Here is a 16,471-nt window from a genome sequence, read left to right as displayed (position 1 = left end):
TTACGCTTGGTTTCTCCAGTATGTCAGGGTCTCTTCGAGCGTTTGTCCAAGTGAAATTTCGGGTTTCCAACCGGTTGCTTTTTGCAGCTTGCTAATGTCGGCTTCGATAATCGGCACATCAACAGGGCGCAGTTTGGCAGGGTCAATTTCCACCTGTATCGTCTCTTTCGACAAAGACAAAATCATCTGCAAAATAGCGTTAATCTCAACAGCTTTGCCCTGCCCTACATTGTAGGTTTCGCCTTTTTCACCGGTAAGTGCAAGCAGCCGGTAGGCACGCACCACATCACGCACATCGGTAAAATCGCGTTTTGCCGACAGATTGCCTACCTGCAAAACAGGTTCATGCCTCCCCTTTTCAATTTCAACCACCTGACGGCAAAAATCCGCCACCACAAATAGAGGGGTTTGATTGGGGCCGATGTGGTTGAACGAACGGGTCGATAAAATATCAAGACCATAGGCCTGCGCATAAAGCCGCCCAAGCTGGTTTTGCGTATTTTTAGTAACTGCATAAATATTACCGGGACGCGGCAAGGTAGTTTCCTTCACAGGAATTTCTTCCGGTGCTACCGCACCATACTCTTCGCTAGAACCAATGAGCAAAACACGAGGCGAGAAACCGCAGTCTCGCACCGCATCCAGCAAATTCAGCGTACCTTTGATGTTGACATCTACCGTCAATCCGGGGTTCTTCCAAGAAACCGCGACGCTGCTTTGCGCCGCAAGGTGAAAAATCACCTCCGGGCGCAGCTCCGCCAGCAGCGTGTCGACCGCTGCCCTGTCCAGAATATTCAGGTCATAGGCAGTAACAGATGCAATGGACAAGGCTTCCTGCGGCATTTTCGTCACGCAGACAGACCACCCACCAGCAGCATTTAACTCATCTGCCAGATATTTTCCAACAAAGCCCGCTGCACCAACAATCAGTGCCCGTCTGTCAGTCGGCTGCTTATTCATGGCTTACGCGCTCTTTGTCGGCCAGCACCATACGGGTGACCAATTCCTTAAAGTCGATTTCACGCTCCCAGCCAAGCTCTTTTTCTGCTTTGGTGGGGTCGCCCAACAAAAGCTCTACTTCCGCAGGGCGGAAAAATTTCGGGTTTACTTTCACAACGGTTTTTCCGTTTGCTTTATTGGTCGCATACTCGTCTGCGCCTTCGCCATGCCATTCTAGCGCAATGTCCAGTGCTTCAAAAGCAGCGTCTACAAATTCACGAACCATGCGGGTTTCGCCGGTAGCAACCACATAATCATCCGGCGTGTCCTGCTGAAGCATCAGCCACATTGCACGCACATAGTCTTTGCTGTGGCCCCAGTCGCGCTTTGCTTCCATGTTGCCCAGTTCAAGGCAATCCTGTTTGCCGGCAGCAATACGCGCAGCCGCATCGGTAATTTTGCGGGTAACAAATTCTTTGCCACGGCGCTCAGATTCATGGTTGAACAGAATACCGCTGCAAGCGTACATATTGTAGCTTTCACGGTAGTTTTTGGTAATCCAATGACCGTACAGTTTTGCGACACCATACGGGCTGCGCGGATAGAAAGGAGTCGTTTCTTTCTGCGGAATCTCCTGTACCAGACCAAACATCTCTGAGGTAGATGCCTGATAGAAGCGGCAGCTCGGTTTGACCAGTTTAATAGCCTCCAGCATATTGGTGACGCCGACTGCGTCAATTTCTGCTGTTGCCAAAGGCTGTTCCCAGCTTGTTGCAACAAAGCTCTGTGCGGCCAGATTGTACACTTCATCTGCATCAGATTCCCGCATTGCATTGACAAGAGAAACAAAGTCGGTCATATCCGCATAAATCAGATGCAGATGTTCCGCACCAATCAAATGGTCAATATTGCCATAGTCCAGCGTAGATTTACGGCGCATGATGCCGTACACTTCATATCCTTTTTCCAGCAGCAGCTCTGCAAGGTAAGAGCCGTCCTGACCAGTAATTCCGGTAATAAGTGCTTTTTTCATATTTTTGTCCTCCGAGTTGTTTTGTTTATAGCAAATTTTTTCAATTGTGGAAAAGGGTTATAGATATCTGATATCGCCCCGCTCTTTCAGCTTCGCCACAATTTTTTTCACATCCTGTGTATTGTCTTTGTCGCAGACCAAAGTGACATCAGGGGTTTCTACGACAATAAGGTTTTGTACGCCAATTGCCGCAACAAGCCGCCCATTTGATACGAAAATGCTGTTTTCGGCACCAAGTTGCAGTACGTTACCCTTGGCGTAGTTGCCAGCAGCATCCGTAGGATTAATTCGTTCCAAACTGAGCCAGCTTCCCACGTCATCCCAACCAAATGAGCCAGGCAGAGTATAAATGTTTTGTGCTTTCTCCATGATACCGTAATCAATCGAGACACCCACACAGTGCCCAAAGACCTCCGCAACTGTTTTTTCGTGCGTGTCTTTGCCCACGGAATCACGAATCTTTCCTGCATCTGCCGCAAGGTCCGGCAAGAAACGTGCAAAATTTTTGAGAATAGTGGACACTTTCCAGATAAACATGCCACTGTTCCAAAGGTAATTGCCCTCATCTACATAACGAGTGGCTGTTGCAGCATCCGGTTTTTCTTCAAACCGATCCACTTTATACACACCGTGCAGGCCCACTGCTGCGTCTTTGGTGAATTTGATATATCCATATCCGGTTTCAGGATAGGTCGGCGTAATGCCAATTGTAATTAGGTTGTCCCCTTTTTCGGCAACCTCTGCGGCAAGCGACAGCGTGTCCGCAAACAGTGCTTTGTTTTTGATAATATGGTCAGAGGGCACAATGCACATAACTGCATCCTCATATTTTGCCTGGATAACTGCCGCCGCATAAGCTACGCAAGGGGCAGTATTTTTTGCCATCGGCTCACACAGCACATTTTCTGCGGGAAGATCGGGCAACTGCTCTGCCACAATACTGCGATAGTTTTGATTGGTTACAACAAAAATATCTTCCATCTCTACCAGACGAAGCAGACGCTCCACGGTCAGTTGAATCATTGTTTTGCCATCACTAGTAAGCGAAAGAAACTGTTTTGGCATATTAGCACGGCTTTGGGGCCAAAAGCGTTCACCTTTTCCCCCTGCCATAATTACTGCAGTTGTTTTCAAAAAGTACATCTCCTTTTAGCCGTTTTATCAGGCTATTATAACCTAGCGATACGTATTGATATTATAATATAATATGTAGAACAAGTAAAGCGTTTAAAATGTTACGTTTTTGTGATTATGACGCACCAAACCGCTTCACAATCATAGTCTCTTTATTTTTTATCTATACTGCTTTTTGAAATTATGCTATACTATACTAATAAAACGACTTTATCGGAGGATTCCTTCTTGAAAAAAGAAAACATCCGCAATTTTTGCATTATTGCACATATCGACCACGGCAAATCCACGCTGGCAGACCGCATTTTGCAACTAACCAGTGCGGTAGATGACCGCCAGATGGAAGAGCAGTTGCTCGACAATATGGACTTGGAGCGTGAGCGTGGCATTACCATCAAAGCGCGCGCCGTTACTATGCACTATACCGCTAAGGACGGCGAGGATTATGAGTTCAACCTCATCGACACCCCGGGCCACGTGGACTTTGGCTACGAAGTCAGCCGCTCGCTTGCTGCCTGTGAGGGCGCTATTCTTATCGTCGACTCCACACAGGGTGTAGAGGCACAGACTCTCGCCAATACCTATATGGCATTGGAGCACAATTTGGAAATTTTGCCGGTGCTGAACAAAATCGATTTACCCAGCGCTGAACCGGACCGTGTCGCACACGAGGTAGAAGACGAAATTGGTCTGCCTTGCCTTGATGCACCACGCATTTCTGCCAAAACCGGACAAAATGTCAGTGACGTGCTGGAAGCGATTGTCGCAGGAATCCCTGCGCCCAAGGGCGACGATACCGTTCCCCTGCAAGCACTTATCTTTGATGCAGTATACGACAGCTACAAGGGTGTTATTGTTTACACCCGCGTTCGCGAAGGCAACGTAAAACCTGGCGATACCATCCGCATGATGCAAACCGATGCAGAGTTTGATGTTGTCGAGGTCGGACACATGGGCGCACTTTCGCTTGCTCCCTGTAAAGAACTGTGCGCCGGCGAAGTCGGCTATATCACTGCCAGCATCAAAAGTCTGCGTGAGGTACGCGTTGGCGATACCGTCACCAATGCGGACCGCCCCGCACCCGCACCGCTGCCCGGCTATCGTCAAGTTATGCCGATGGTTTTCTGCGGCATCTACCCTGCTGACGGCGCACATTACAACGATTTGCGCGATGCGCTGGATAAATTGCAGCTCAACGATGCTTCGCTTACCTATGAGCCGGAAACTTCCGCTGCTTTGGGCTTTGGTTTCCGCTGCGGCTTTTTGGGTCTGCTGCATCTTGAAATTATCATCGAACGACTGGAACGCGAGTTTGATCTTGACCTTGTGACCACGGCACCGAGTGTAAAATACCGCTTAACCATGACCGATGGCGCACTGATTGAAATCAGCAACCCGACCGATTATCCTGACCCGGCAAAAATCAAATCGGCAGAAGAGCCGTTTGTCAACGGACATATCTACACTCCGACCGAGTATGTCGGCAGCTTGATGGAACTTTGCCAAAACCGTCGCGGCATTTTTAAAGATATGAAGTATCTTGATGCCACTCGTGTCGACCTGCATTATGAACTGCCGCTCGGCGAAATTGTGTACGACTTTTTTGACGCTATCAAGAGCCTTTCGCGTGGATATGCCAGTTATGACTATGAGATGAAAGGCTATGTGGACAGCAAGCTGGTGCGTTTGGACATTTTATTGAATGGCGACACAGTGGATGCACTGAGCCTCATTGTTCACGCTGACAAAGCCTATGAGCGCGGCAGAAAAATCGCTGAAAAGCTCAAAGACAACATCCCCCGTCAGCTTTTTGAAGTGCCGATTCAAGCTGCCATTGGCGGCAAAGTGATTGCGCGTGAAACAGTACGTGCAATGCGCAAGGACGTGCTTGCCAAGTGCTACGGCGGCGATATTACCCGTAAAAAGAAACTGCTTGAAAAGCAGAAAGAGGGTAAAAAGAAAATGCGCCAACTGGGTACTGTGGAAGTTCCCAGTGAGGCATTTACGGCGGTTCTCAAACTCGATTAAAAATAGTAGTCGTACCGAATTTCGTTACTTTTGCATTGTCGGCGCCAATTTCGCGTATTTGGCCTTTATAAATTCGCAAAAAGAGATACAACTTGATAACATGAACAACAGCCTGACAGGCCTCTTTTATAAGAGTGCTGCCAGGCTGTTGTAGTTTAGTGAAAAGCGCTAGTGTCGTTCGGATAAAAGTAATCATGTACGGTACACTAGTAAAAGCGCCTAAAATCTGCCGCTTTTATTCACTCCGCATACGTAGAAAGGAGCATCATGAATAAAACAAAACTAATGTTAACAACTATGTTAGCAGTTGCAATTTTGGTTGGATGTGAAGATGACAGCAAACAGCAAGATATCAGCTCTTCTTCCACATCCTCTTCCAGCACTTCCGTTTCTTCCCAAAGTACGGTTATTTCGTAGGCTGTGCCGCATACCAGCGGCGAAGGAGCTGCTGCTTTGGCACTGGCTCCTTTGGGAGGTATCAATAGTATATCTGATGACAATATCCCATTGCCCAATTTTCTTAACAATGACCAGCAGAAATTATTTTTAGCCGCCACTAGATTGTACACCGGCGTGGGCGGCGGCGGACACCCCGGCTACCAACCGGATTTCTCCGTTGTCATTACGCAAACGGTAGGGGGCGTAACCTCGAATTACAATTTAGATACAGCTTTCGAAAATTACGCCGCGTTTGAAAAGGCAATCTATGCCACCTTCACTAAAGCATATGGCAAGGAGCTATTGTCCGATGTCGGTATAAAAGAACATGACGGAAAATTATATGTGGTGGATGCTGATCGCGGGAACATAGGAATTGGGTTTAAACGAGTCACCTATGAAGTGGTAAGTCAATCAGAAGATCAAATTGAATTTATCATGCGAGGACATTACCAGAGCGATGTAACCAAGCCCGAGACCACTACTGACTATCCTATCCGCATGCTAAAAGAAACAGACGGTTGGCGATTTGACCTTTTTGCCAGCCTAGCCTTTCGAAGTTAAACAATGATAAGGATTAAAAGGCATACACCTGAAAAGATGCATGCCTTTTGTTTTAGCGCGTAGCTCACGGAAGATTAAAGATGTGAACTCGCTGTCCCGATACAATGTAATCCTCTGTTTTTAAATATGCGTCTCTTTTACCTTCACTTAACTTTTTTATTCTATTTTTGCCTTAAGCTAATTTATCATTATCGTTTGGCAATGTCTGCGATAGTTTTATGACCAATTATATCCGCGTTCATAGTTTGTCTATTGAAGATACTATCTTACTGTGATATAGTTATCCACGTGAATGGGGTTCTTTTACTTTTAAGTAAGTGCAACCTCGTTGCGGTGGATTAGAAATTTTTTGTAAATATGAAAAGCTGTGCTATAATGCACAGCTTTTTTATAGAATAAACGAGGCAAAAGATGGAAAAGAAAAAACTATTACTTATGTACAACCCCACTTCTGGAAGAGCAAAAATCAGTCGACAGCTTGCTGACTTGCTTGAGCTCTTTTTCGACGCAGATTATGCAGTTACTGTCTCTTCAATTCGCCCACCCTATGGTGCAGAAGAAATTTTAACTGAAAGCGAGCCCTTTGATATGGTGGTTTGCTGTGGCGGAGACGGCACCTTAAACCATACCGTTAATGGTCTGATGCAGCTGCCTTCCAAGCCGCTGCTCGGCTATCTGCCCTGCGGTTCTACCAACGACTTCGCCGCCACCCTCGGCCTTGGCAGAGAGCTGATGGACGATTGCCGCGCCATTACAAAAGGCGAACCGTTTTGCTACGATATCGGCTCATTTAACGGCGAACGCTACTTTAACTATATCGCAGCATTTGGGGCATTCACTGAAGTATCATACACCACCTCACAGGCTGCAAAGAATTCGCTGGGTTACCTTGCATATATCATTGAGGGCATCAAGCATCTTCCGTTTGACTGCAAATACCATGCCAAAATCACTCTCGGCGATACCGTAATAGAGGATGACTTTTTATACGGTGCTTTCAGCAATTCACTCTCCGTAGGCGGCATCCATTTGGGCGACAACCTAACCGTGAAATTAAACGATGGCATCTTCGAGACGCTGCTGATTCGTGCACCGCGTAATGTGATTGAAATGCAGAACACCGTGGGCAAACTGCTCTCGCGCGATTTTTCGAGTGAAGAAGTGCGGCTGATTAGAGCCCAGCATGCAACGTTTGAGTTTGAAGAGCCAGTAGCGTGGACTCTGGATGGTGAAGCAGGTGGGAGTTGCACGCATTGCTCCCTCGGGGTCGTGCCCTCGGCAATCACTATCATGCGTCCTAAGGATGCACAATAAACTCTGCCCTCTTTCAAATGATTACTTGGTTACACATTATTTTTTAGCTTGCTACCAGAAAAAGAGCAGCCCTTGCCATACGGCATGGGCTGCTCTTTTAGATTCCTTATTCCGTCCCATTACTATCGCAAGTAGCTTTCCAGTTTTCATAGATCTTTTCGGCACTACGATTCATTTCATGAGAGAAGTCGCTTGCAAATTTACGTTTGTAAAAATTCAAAATTCCTTCCGCAGGCTCTATCTGCGCCGCTAGCGACGAGATATCTTCAGGATAAGTATTTTCAAACACAATCATTTCTTTTGCAAAACGGTCGGGCTTTTTTCTGCTTTTTTGCTGCTCCGTCGGATGACCAATGCAAAGCAATGCGACCGGAGCAGTTTCTTCCGGCAAGCGCAAAAGTGGCTTCATCTGCTCAAAATTCTCGGTTACATCACCGATATAGCAACTGCCTAAGTTCAAGCTTTCGGCCGCTACCACTGCATTTTGTGCAGCGATTAGCGTATCGCTTACAGCAAGCAATAAATCGCCCATACCAAGTGTGCGCGTTTCGCCTTCCACCGCAGCGCGAAAGCGCGTCTGCCAGCGATGATAATCGGCGATAAACACCAGCACCAACGGTGCTCTCGCAATCATCGGCTGATGGTCGCACAGCTCTGAAAGCTGCTGCTTGATGTTGGGGGCGGTAATCTGCAAAATGCTATAAAGCATCATATTCCCTGCCGTAGGTGCTTGCATGGCAGCTTGTAAAATCGCTTGTGTATCTTCCGTGCTCACCGGCTCTTCTGTATAAACTCGCACGCTTTTGCGTTGGTACAGACTAGCTAATATAAGGTTTTCTTTCATTTATCTTCCCGTCCTTCTGGCAAATGTGCCATTTTAATTTTTATAAAATTTTATATTATACTTTACAAAAAGCATCAATTGCAAATCAAGCCTTGCTTTTTCTTCTCTTTTACCGCCCACCAGTTTGATATACGAGGAAATTCAATGCCTAGATTTACTATTTTTCTTGACAATTTTTGACGTAAAGCAGCATTTTCGGTATAATGAGTAAGAACTTTTTCGTCTTTTCGGTTTTGGTAAGGCGGGAGGTAGACTTTAAGAAAAAGAAATGGGGATTTTTTATGACACCGATGGGAGCACTTGCCGTTTTTACTTACGGCTCGATTGGGCTGTCTGTTGCGGGACTGCTCGCCTTGTTCCTTGTCAAAAAAGCGGCAACAGCACGCGTGATTTTTATGCTGATGGCGGGATATTGCATTTTTAATGGATTTATTGCTTATACCGCACAGCCTTCTAACTATGCTGGTATGCAGATGATTGCCATTGCGGCTGCGTTGCTCGCCGTCGCAGCTATTATCTTGCGTTTTGTGTTAAAACGTTCGATTTTTCTGGCAAAATTGCTGCTCTGCGGCTCTTTGCTGATTAGTCTGTCCGTCACATTCTAGTACATATTGTTTCTAATATGAAAAGCGACAACCGTGCAAATGCGGTTGTCGCTTTTATTTTACCATAACTTTTATCATTGCTGAACTTATTTTATAGAAACTTTGTTGACATTTGCAGCAAAGTCGCTATAATATGAAATAAGCTTCACATGAAGTATATTTCACGTTATTAAAGGAGGAATCGTGATCAAAAACAGAGTGAAAGAATATCGTCAACAACATCGTCTTACTCAGCAAGAAGTTGCGGATATGGTCGGCGTTTCTTCGCGCACCATCATTTCGCTAGAAAAGGGGCAGTACAATCCCTCATTAATGCTTGCTTACCGGCTTGCATTGCTTTTTCACACCTCAGTGGAAGATTTGTACTGTCTTGCAGAAAATAAACAAGCGGAGGATCATATCAATGAAAATTCACCATAAGCGCGGTTTTGTCCGCGGAGTTGTCTTTCTCACTTTAGGCATCACAGTGCTGCTCGATATTTGGGCCAAAGGTTACCACACCCGTTTTGGGCTGGTTGCTACTTTAATGTTTTTGCTCGCGGCAATGGATATTACGCGCAGCTTCTCCAAAGTTTCTGCCCTAGAAGACTCGCTTGCTGATACCGACGAGCGCGACCAGTATATTATAATGAGAACGGCTCGCATGGCGCTGAATATCCTGCAAAGCTTAAATCTAGGCCTTACGCTATTATTGATGGTTCTTTACTCGCTCACCAATAGCCCGATGTTTCTTGGCGCGTTTATTCTTGCTGCAGGCTACACTGTCCTTTCCTTCATTATCATTTTGGCGGCAAATTTATATTACGAAAAGCATGAATAACCTATTCGATAAAAGCATTTCACAAACCATATGAAATAGGCTGTCTTTTCTTTTTTTCGCATTATTTTTTTGAATATCCGCTTTTATCGTTGTCATGTTTTATTCATAAGATGAAGATGCTTTACTTGTAAAGAAAAATTTGCTTTGCTATACTTGGTGTAACATCATCCAGCAGAAGAAACTGCGCTAACACACGAAAGGATGTGCGGCCTGTGACTTTAAACCAGTTAAGCTATTACGCCGAAATTGTGCAACAAAGCAGTTTTACTAAGGCGGCGGAGAAATTGTTCGTCAGTCAATCTACGCTTAGCAAATCTATTCGCACACTCGAAACCGAGTTTGAAACAGAGCTGATTGATCGTTCCGCCAAAGAATTTCAACTGACAAAAGAGGGCAAGCTTTTCTACGATTATGCTGTAAATCTGCTAGAGTATTACCACCTGCAAACACAGGAGCTATATCAACGAATTCACGGGGGCAGTGGAGCGCTTAGTTTAGGACTACCGCCAACTGCCGGTACTATTTACTTTTTTTCGCAAATTTATAAGTTTCAGCAAAAATACCCGCAGGTAGAGTTACGCATTACCGAAATGACTTCTAAATCTGTAAAAGAGCTGGTCGGGGCAGGAAAGCTGGATTTAGGTGTCGTGATAGAACCATTTGCAGACGAAGCTTTTTTCAGTCGCAAGGTTTACGCCTCAGAAGCGGTGCTTGTGGTTTCTAAACAGCACCCGCTCGCTGGCAAACGGGTTGTGAATGCCACAGAGTTAAAAGAAGAGCGATTTTTGATGGTAACCCCTGACTATATGTATTATGACCTTGTACTAGATTTTTGCAAAGCTGCGGGGTTTGTGCCAAAGGTTGCGTTTGAAAGCTCGCAGTGGGACTTATTGCTGGAGATGGTGGCAGCCGACCAAGGTGTCACTATTTTGCCCAAGCCCATTGTCGACAAATGTTACAATGCCAGGGTGCACCAAGCCCGGTTGAAAAATCCCGAGTTCCCTTGGGCATTAACTTTAATCTATCGCAAAGATAAATTTGTAACTGAGCCGATGCAACATTTTTTAAGTCTTTGTGATGAAACTAGACCTACATAGTCCCCTAATTTAAACAGAGCCACGATTGACGTGGCTCTGTTTTTTTGTTGCAGTGCATCTTTTTCTAGCGATATAAAACAAACACCCCGCATCAAACAAGTGCATTATGAACAAAAATTTATGTATTTTAGAGTTTTAATGAGTAAAACAGCATGAATTCTATTCATCACCCGATGAACAATTGCTATTTCCTTTTTGGGAGCGTGGATGCTATCATCAAAATAGAAAATCGCTATGGCCATTGCGAAAATATACCACTCATAGAGCGGACGGCGGTTCGCCCTATCTAGGAAAGGACATAGGAATCATGGAAAATCAGCAAACGAAGACTTCTTCGACCAGAGCGTTCGCCATCGAGTTTATTATGTTTTTCACCTATGCATTTTTTGCAGTAAACTGGATTGCCGGTAGCACGCTGACCCCACAGATTATGGAATATTTTCAGCTTAAAACTTTTGCTTCTGCCACTTTTATTTCTAACGCAATTACTCTTGCAAAAATTATCGGTAACTTTTTGGCGGCTCTTATTCTAAATCGCTTGTTTCCTAAAAAAGCAATTGGGCTTGGTTCAGGGCTTATCGTCTTAGGCAGTGCGCTTGCCATTTTGGCACCTCAGTACTGGCTCTTCATTCTGGGGCGCTTTATTATGGGATTTGGCGGTGCGCTTTATATTGTTTACTTTAGCCCCGTTGTAATCCACTACTTTGCACCAGAAAAACGCCCCACGGTGAATGCACTCAACGGTGTAGCTTATAACTTTGGCGGTATTGTTGCAATGCTGGTGGTGGGGCCGGTAATCGCCTGGCTGAAAACATGGCAATATAGCATGGCGTTTTTTGCTTGCATTAGTGCCTTACTCTTTGTTCTGTGGCCTGTACTCGGGCAAGATTTCGAGCTTAACCGCACTACCGGTGCAGCACAAAAAACCTATACCGCACGTGAGGCACTCAAAGAAAAAATCAACTGGTTGCTTCCGCTTACTTATTCTGGCTTGCTTACCTTTTACATTGTGCTGCTCAATATTTTCCCCATTTCGGGTACCACTGCAATCAGCGGTAAAACGTTGAGCACACTCGTAGCCGTTGGCGGAATCGTCGGTTCATTGCTTGCTATCGCACTTTCTAAGGTCTTCTTTAAACGTTTGCCGGTTATCCGCTGGGCTGGCCTCGCTATGACATTGTTTGGTTTTTTGATGTTCAAAACTGCAAGCGGCGGCGTTGCTGCTGTCGCAGCTCTTTGCATCGGCATCTTTATGTTCTTGCCCGTTACTTCTTTGATGATGATTCCGCAGGAACTTCCGGATATGACGCCCGCAAAGCTTACGACAATTATGGGCCTGTTCTGGGCACTTTCTTATATCATTGAAACCGTCGCGTACTTCGTAATCGGCTTTATTATTGATCGCTCCGGCTATACCATGGGGCTCAACCTCGCACTCATTATGAGCTGCACTTTCTTTTTGGGGTCTTTTTTATTGCCGGAAACAGGGCGCAAAAAATAATATTCACCGTTTTCTTACCGTTTACAACAAAGGAGTATTTATATGAATTCGTTTGAGTTAATGTACAGCGAAAAGCTGAAAACCCCGGAGCAAGCTTTAGAGCTGATCCAAGATGGTGACTATATGTTTTCAGCACAGGCCGGCGGCGAGCCGGCGGCCATTCTTTCTCATTTGCAACACCTCAAAAAAACAGGTGTAAAAAACACCACCTTAAACACCTGTTTACCCCTGCAATACTATGAGGCTTTTAAAGACCCCGAAATGCAGGGTGTTATGTCACATAATGGTTGGTTTTTCAGTGCGGCTCTGCGTGATGCCCATACTAAAAAAATGGTCAGTGCAATTCCGCAAAGCTCTACCTCTGTACTGCGCAAGGTGATGGACCGGGTACGCTATGAGAAACGCCGCCCCGTCGTGCTGGCTACGGTATCTCCCATGGATGCTCACGGCTACATGTCTCTTTCGGTCAGCGCAATCTACGAACGCGACCTTATCAACCAAGGTGCGCTTGCCATTGTGGAGGTCAACCCCAACTTCCCCCGTACATTTGGAGATACACAGGTTCATATTTCGGAAGTTGCTGCTGTGGTAGAATCTGACCGCCCTATCCCTATCAGCAAACTGGCCGCATACACCGATGTGGATGCAGCCATCGGTAAGCTCATTGCATCGTTGGTGGAAGACGGCTCTACGATTCAGCTTGGCATCGGTAATATTCCAAATGCCGTGGCTGCCGAACTGAAAAGCAAAAAACATTTGGGTATTCACACCGAAATGTTTACCGAAACGATGGTCGACCTAATTGAATGCGGTGCAGTCGATAATTCTTGCAAAGGGCTTTTGGATGGCTATTCTGTTTGCTCTTTTACAATGGGCAGCCAGCGCCTTTACGATTACGTAAACAATAACCCTTCCGTACTTTTCAAGTCTTGCACTTTCACAAATGACCCGTATACAATTGGGAAAAACAATAAATTCGTTTCCATTAATGCAACGCTGGAGGTTGACCTCACCGGCCAATGCGCGTCTGAAACTGTGGGCTATCAGCAGTGGTCCGGCACCGGTGGTCAATCAGAGACTGTGCAGGGCGCACAAATGTCAAAAGGAGGCAAATCCATCATTGCAATGCACGCTACCTATAAAGCCAAAGACGCTGACGGCAAAGAGGTGCTGCGCTCTAAAATCGTGCCATTTTTACATGAAGGCGCAACAGTTACCACTTCTCGCAACGACGTCGACTATGTGGTCACAGAGTATGGCATCGCTTGGCTACGAGGCCGGAACGTAGCGGAGCGCGCAGAAGCGTTGATTCAGATTGCACATCCGGACTTTAGAGAAGAATTGCGGGCACAAGCGCAACAATATATGATTTGGTAGGTTAACAAATTAGTTCTATTTTGTTTCTGTTGTGGTCCATAGCTAAAAATTCTATAGAGCGGTAGCACTACCAATCAGACCATTTTCTCCTTGCTCCTCTTGATTTTAGTAAGAGTAATTTCCCATCCACGTAAATTTATAAAAAACAGGGCTACCTCAAAAGCAGCCCTGTTTTTTTATAGCAAATGCAAAATTGAATTTCGGTCCTGTACTAGATTCGTTATTGCGCAGTTTCTGCAAGAAAATCAGCCGAGAACTGTGCCATTACGGCAGCACCGCGCTTCAGCACATCCTCATCGACAGTATATTTTTCGTGGTGGTTGGTATAGGTACAGCCTTCTTTGTCCGGGTTGCGGCTGCCGATAAAGCCGAATACATACGGAGCTTTGTCGCCAAAGAAGGAGAAATCCTCACTGCCCATCAGCGTTTCCAGATGGCCGATGCCAGACTCCCCGTACAGTTTTGCCACTGCGTCATGCGCAAGGCGGTTCAGCTGCTCGTTATCATTAATCACCGGTTTGGTCATGTACTGATAATCAAGGGTAGCGGTAGCGCCAAAGGCCGCAGCGGTGTTTTCAATAATGCGGCGCATAACACCCTCATCGGATTTATCGCGCGAGAAGGTGCGGATGGTGCCCTGCATCTCTACATGGTTTGCAATAATGTTAAAGCGCTGGCCACCGTGGATTTCTCCAATTGTCAGCACAAGCGGCTTCACCGGGTCGTTGATGCGGGAGACATATTGCTGCAAATTGTTGATGACAGCGGCGGCAACGGTGATAGCATCGACGCCGAGGTTGGGTGCAGAGCCATGAGCAGAAACACCCTCAATGTTGATGGTGAAGGTATCACAGCCTGCCATACGGTTGCCCGGTGTGACATCAATCAGCGGTGCATCAAAATTGCCCCAGATGTGCGCGCCGTAAATGGCGTCCACACCGTCCATCACGTTTTCTGCAAGCATCCATTTTGCGCCGCTGGCAATTTCTTCTGCGGGCTGAAAAATCAGCTTTACATTGCCGCACAGTTCGTCCTTGACTTCGGTGAGGATTTTCGCTGCGCCCAGCAGCATTGCCATATGGTTGTCATGGCCACACGCGTGCATCTTGCCGTCCTTTGCTGCGAAAGGCAGGCCAGTGTCCTCATTGACAGCAAGCCCGTCGATATCCGAACGGAGTGCTACGGTTTTTCCCGGCTTTCCACCGCGGATCATGCCGGTGAGGCCATAGCAGTTTTTCATCTCAGTTACTTCGACGCCCATGGCTTCGAGATCTTTTTTAAGTGCTGCGCGGGTCTCTTTTTCTTCGCCCGAAAGCTCCGGGTGCGCATGATAATAACGGCGGCGCTCGATAATGTACGCCTCGTGTTTTTCGGCCAATGCTTTGATGTTCATGATAATTACCCCTTTGTAATCTCATTTGTATTAGTCGGTACCGCACTGATTAGGTGGTATCGGCTTGATAATGCCCGAAATGCCCGGCTTTTTACAGCCGGGCATTCGTATGAATACTTTTTTATGCTTTCACAGCAGCTTACAGCAAGCTAGTGAAAATACCGGCGATGATGACCGAGGTGATGGTAACGGTAACGAAACCGCCGACAATCATCTGCGGCAGCATGTTGTCCATCAGATACTGTTTCTCTTCGGGATTGCTTGCAAGCGCAGTGGTCGCTTCATCAGTCAGCACGTAGTTCGGCGGGAAGCCGTACAGTGCCGTCAGGTTGACAGCAATGGCCATCAGCGGGCTCATCTTCAGCACTTTGCCAGAGATATAAGCCACGATGCACATACCTGCCACGCCAATTACGATGAGAATCATCATCGGCACAATTGCTGCACCCAGAATTTCCGGAGTAGCATTTTTGAGTGCGTCGAAGATGAAGAGCATAACGCCGAATGCAATCAGGTTAAAGCAGCTGCATTTCTTCAGTGCATCTTTTTCAAGGAAGCCCAGCTCGGTAAACACAACACCCAATACAAGTGCCGCAACCAGCGGGTGAATTTTAGCATAGCCCCAGCCAGCAGTCCATTTGCCTACCCAGGTTGCAAGGTAAGAGACAAGCGCCAGTTTTACCAAACAAACAGCGGTGGAAAGGAACTTTGTGGGCATTGCGGGAATGAGCTTTTTCTTGTGCTCTTCCTCAGCGGCAGAAGTGTCAATTTTAATCACTTTGCCAGCTTTGTAGTCAGCCAGAAGGCGTTTGCCCTCTTTTTTCAAAACGATAGCAGTCAGCGGGTATCCGGCAAAGCCCTGTACGGAGTACATCGCCAGTGCCAGAACCGAAGCAACGGTAAGGCCCTTTGCTGCTGCGGCTTCGCTCATGATGTTAGCTGCAACGATGCCACCTGTGAGCGGGGGCAGACCTGCTACAATGTAAGATTTATCGATAAACATGCCAGCGATAAAGTAACCAGCAATAATCATACCCACCAGACCGCACAGGCAGCTGACAATTACTTTCCACTGTCTTGCCAGTTCTTTCAGGTTGATGGTAGTACCCATATGGGTAACCAGCAGATAGATGCAGAAAGTAGAGGTAAAGGGCGCCGAGAAACCAGCAATCGAGATGATTTCTTTCGGGAAAAATGTCCAATAACCTGCAATGAACATGCATGCGATAACAAAGGTAGAGGGGATCCACGCTTTGGAAAGCACGCCGATGGTATCGCCAATGGCATACACAAGTGCCACAACGATAAACGCGAGCAAAGGATTGGCCGCAATTGCTTCTGTAAATGCTTGCATTTTAAGATTCCTCCTATGTATTGAATTCTG

16 protein-coding genes are annotated in these 16,471 nt (G+C 46.4%); 10 read left to right on the top strand and 6 right to left on the bottom strand.

Annotation, left to right across the window (positions count from 1 at the left end; all coding sequences use genetic code 11):
- Genes C1A11_RS07525 through C1A11_RS07515 form a run of 3 tightly spaced genes read right to left on the bottom strand, consistent with a single transcriptional unit; the run spans position 1 to position 3,115 of the window.
- Positions 1-960, bottom strand: coding sequence for a GDP-mannose 4,6-dehydratase (locus tag C1A11_RS07525; protein ID WP_102049867.1), 960 nt, complete (start codon positions 958-960; stop codon positions 1-3).
- Entirely contained in the window at positions 953-1,972 is a 1,020-nt protein-coding gene (gene gmd / locus C1A11_RS07520) for a GDP-mannose 4,6-dehydratase (RefSeq protein ID WP_102049866.1), read from the bottom strand. The genes C1A11_RS07525 and gmd overlap by 8 nt, the downstream gene beginning before the upstream one ends.
- A gap of 57 nt (positions 1,973-2,029) precedes the next feature.
- Positions 2,030-3,115 (bottom strand): mannose-1-phosphate guanylyltransferase, encoded by a 1,086-nt coding sequence (locus C1A11_RS07515; RefSeq protein ID WP_423242023.1) that lies wholly within the window; start codon positions 3,113-3,115, stop codon positions 2,030-2,032.
- A gap of 174 nt (positions 3,116-3,289) precedes the next feature.
- Here C1A11_RS07515 and lepA point away from each other — a divergent pair, with 174 nt between their 5' ends.
- The 4 genes from lepA (at position 3,290) to C1A11_RS07500 (ending at position 7,450) form a co-directional block, all read left to right on the top strand.
- On the top strand, positions 3,290-5,134 hold the full coding sequence (gene lepA / locus C1A11_RS07510) for a translation elongation factor 4 (protein WP_180950284.1): 1,845 nt from the start codon (positions 3,290-3,292) through the stop codon (positions 5,132-5,134).
- A gap of 267 nt (positions 5,135-5,401) precedes the next feature.
- A complete protein-coding gene (locus C1A11_RS13805) occupies positions 5,402-5,551 on the top strand; it encodes a hypothetical protein (protein WP_180950283.1) in 150 nt (49 codons plus the stop codon).
- Positions 5,552-5,587: 36 nt separating this feature from the next.
- Positions 5,588-6,136, top strand: coding sequence for a DL-endopeptidase inhibitor IseA family protein (locus C1A11_RS07505; RefSeq protein WP_102049863.1), 549 nt, complete (start codon positions 5,588-5,590; stop codon positions 6,134-6,136).
- A gap of 411 nt (positions 6,137-6,547) precedes the next feature.
- Positions 6,548-7,450, top strand: coding sequence for a diacylglycerol/lipid kinase family protein (locus tag C1A11_RS07500; RefSeq protein WP_102049862.1), 903 nt, complete (start codon positions 6,548-6,550; stop codon positions 7,448-7,450).
- 106 nt (positions 7,451-7,556) lie between these two features.
- On the opposite strand, the gene C1A11_RS07495 is transcribed toward C1A11_RS07500, so the two are convergent.
- A complete protein-coding gene (locus tag C1A11_RS07495; RefSeq protein ID WP_102049861.1) occupies positions 7,557-8,294 on the bottom strand; it encodes a nitroreductase family protein in 738 nt (245 codons plus the stop codon).
- Positions 8,295-8,575: 281 nt separating this feature from the next.
- Here C1A11_RS07495 and C1A11_RS07490 point away from each other — a divergent pair, with 281 nt between their 5' ends.
- The 6 genes from C1A11_RS07490 (at position 8,576) to C1A11_RS07465 (ending at position 13,694) form a co-directional block, all read left to right on the top strand.
- A complete protein-coding gene (locus C1A11_RS07490) occupies positions 8,576-8,899 on the top strand; it encodes a hypothetical protein (protein ID WP_102049860.1) in 324 nt (107 codons plus the stop codon).
- A gap of 186 nt (positions 8,900-9,085) precedes the next feature.
- Positions 9,086-9,319, top strand: coding sequence for a helix-turn-helix transcriptional regulator (locus C1A11_RS07485; protein WP_102051035.1), 234 nt, complete (start codon positions 9,086-9,088; stop codon positions 9,317-9,319).
- Complete coding sequence (locus tag C1A11_RS07480; protein ID WP_102049859.1) at positions 9,303-9,719, top strand: DUF2178 domain-containing protein; 417 nt, start codon at positions 9,303-9,305, stop codon at positions 9,717-9,719. Before C1A11_RS07485 ends, C1A11_RS07480 begins: the two co-directional genes overlap by 17 nt.
- A 212-nt stretch (positions 9,720-9,931) precedes the next feature.
- Positions 9,932-10,816, top strand: a complete 885-nt coding sequence (locus C1A11_RS07475) for a LysR family transcriptional regulator (RefSeq protein WP_102049858.1) — start codon at positions 9,932-9,934, stop codon at positions 10,814-10,816.
- A 307-nt stretch (positions 10,817-11,123) separates the two neighbouring features.
- A complete protein-coding gene (locus C1A11_RS07470; RefSeq protein WP_102049857.1) occupies positions 11,124-12,317 on the top strand; it encodes an MFS transporter in 1,194 nt (397 codons plus the stop codon).
- A 42-nt stretch (positions 12,318-12,359) separates the two neighbouring features.
- Positions 12,360-13,694, top strand: a complete 1,335-nt coding sequence (locus C1A11_RS07465; RefSeq protein ID WP_102049856.1) for an acetyl-CoA hydrolase/transferase family protein — start codon at positions 12,360-12,362, stop codon at positions 13,692-13,694.
- A 220-nt stretch (positions 13,695-13,914) separates the two neighbouring features.
- On the opposite strand, the gene C1A11_RS07460 is transcribed toward C1A11_RS07465, so the two are convergent.
- Together C1A11_RS07460 and C1A11_RS07455 are read right to left on the bottom strand one after the other, a co-directional pair.
- The gene (locus C1A11_RS07460) at positions 13,915-15,087 is read right to left on the bottom strand and encodes an amidohydrolase (protein WP_102049855.1); all 1,173 of its coding nucleotides are present in this window, start codon (positions 15,085-15,087) and stop codon (positions 13,915-13,917) included.
- 139 nt (positions 15,088-15,226) lie between these two features.
- Complete coding sequence (locus tag C1A11_RS07455; RefSeq protein WP_180950282.1) at positions 15,227-16,441, bottom strand: hypothetical protein; 1,215 nt, start codon at positions 16,439-16,441, stop codon at positions 15,227-15,229.
- Between the last annotated feature and the right edge of the window lie 30 nt (positions 16,442-16,471).

It is taken from the genome of Pygmaiobacter massiliensis, assembly GCF_900199435.1.
In the GTDB taxonomy this organism is placed as follows: Bacteria; Bacillota; Clostridia; order Oscillospirales; family Ruminococcaceae; genus Pygmaiobacter; species Pygmaiobacter massiliensis.
This window is presented reverse-complemented; position numbering and strand designations above follow the sequence as displayed.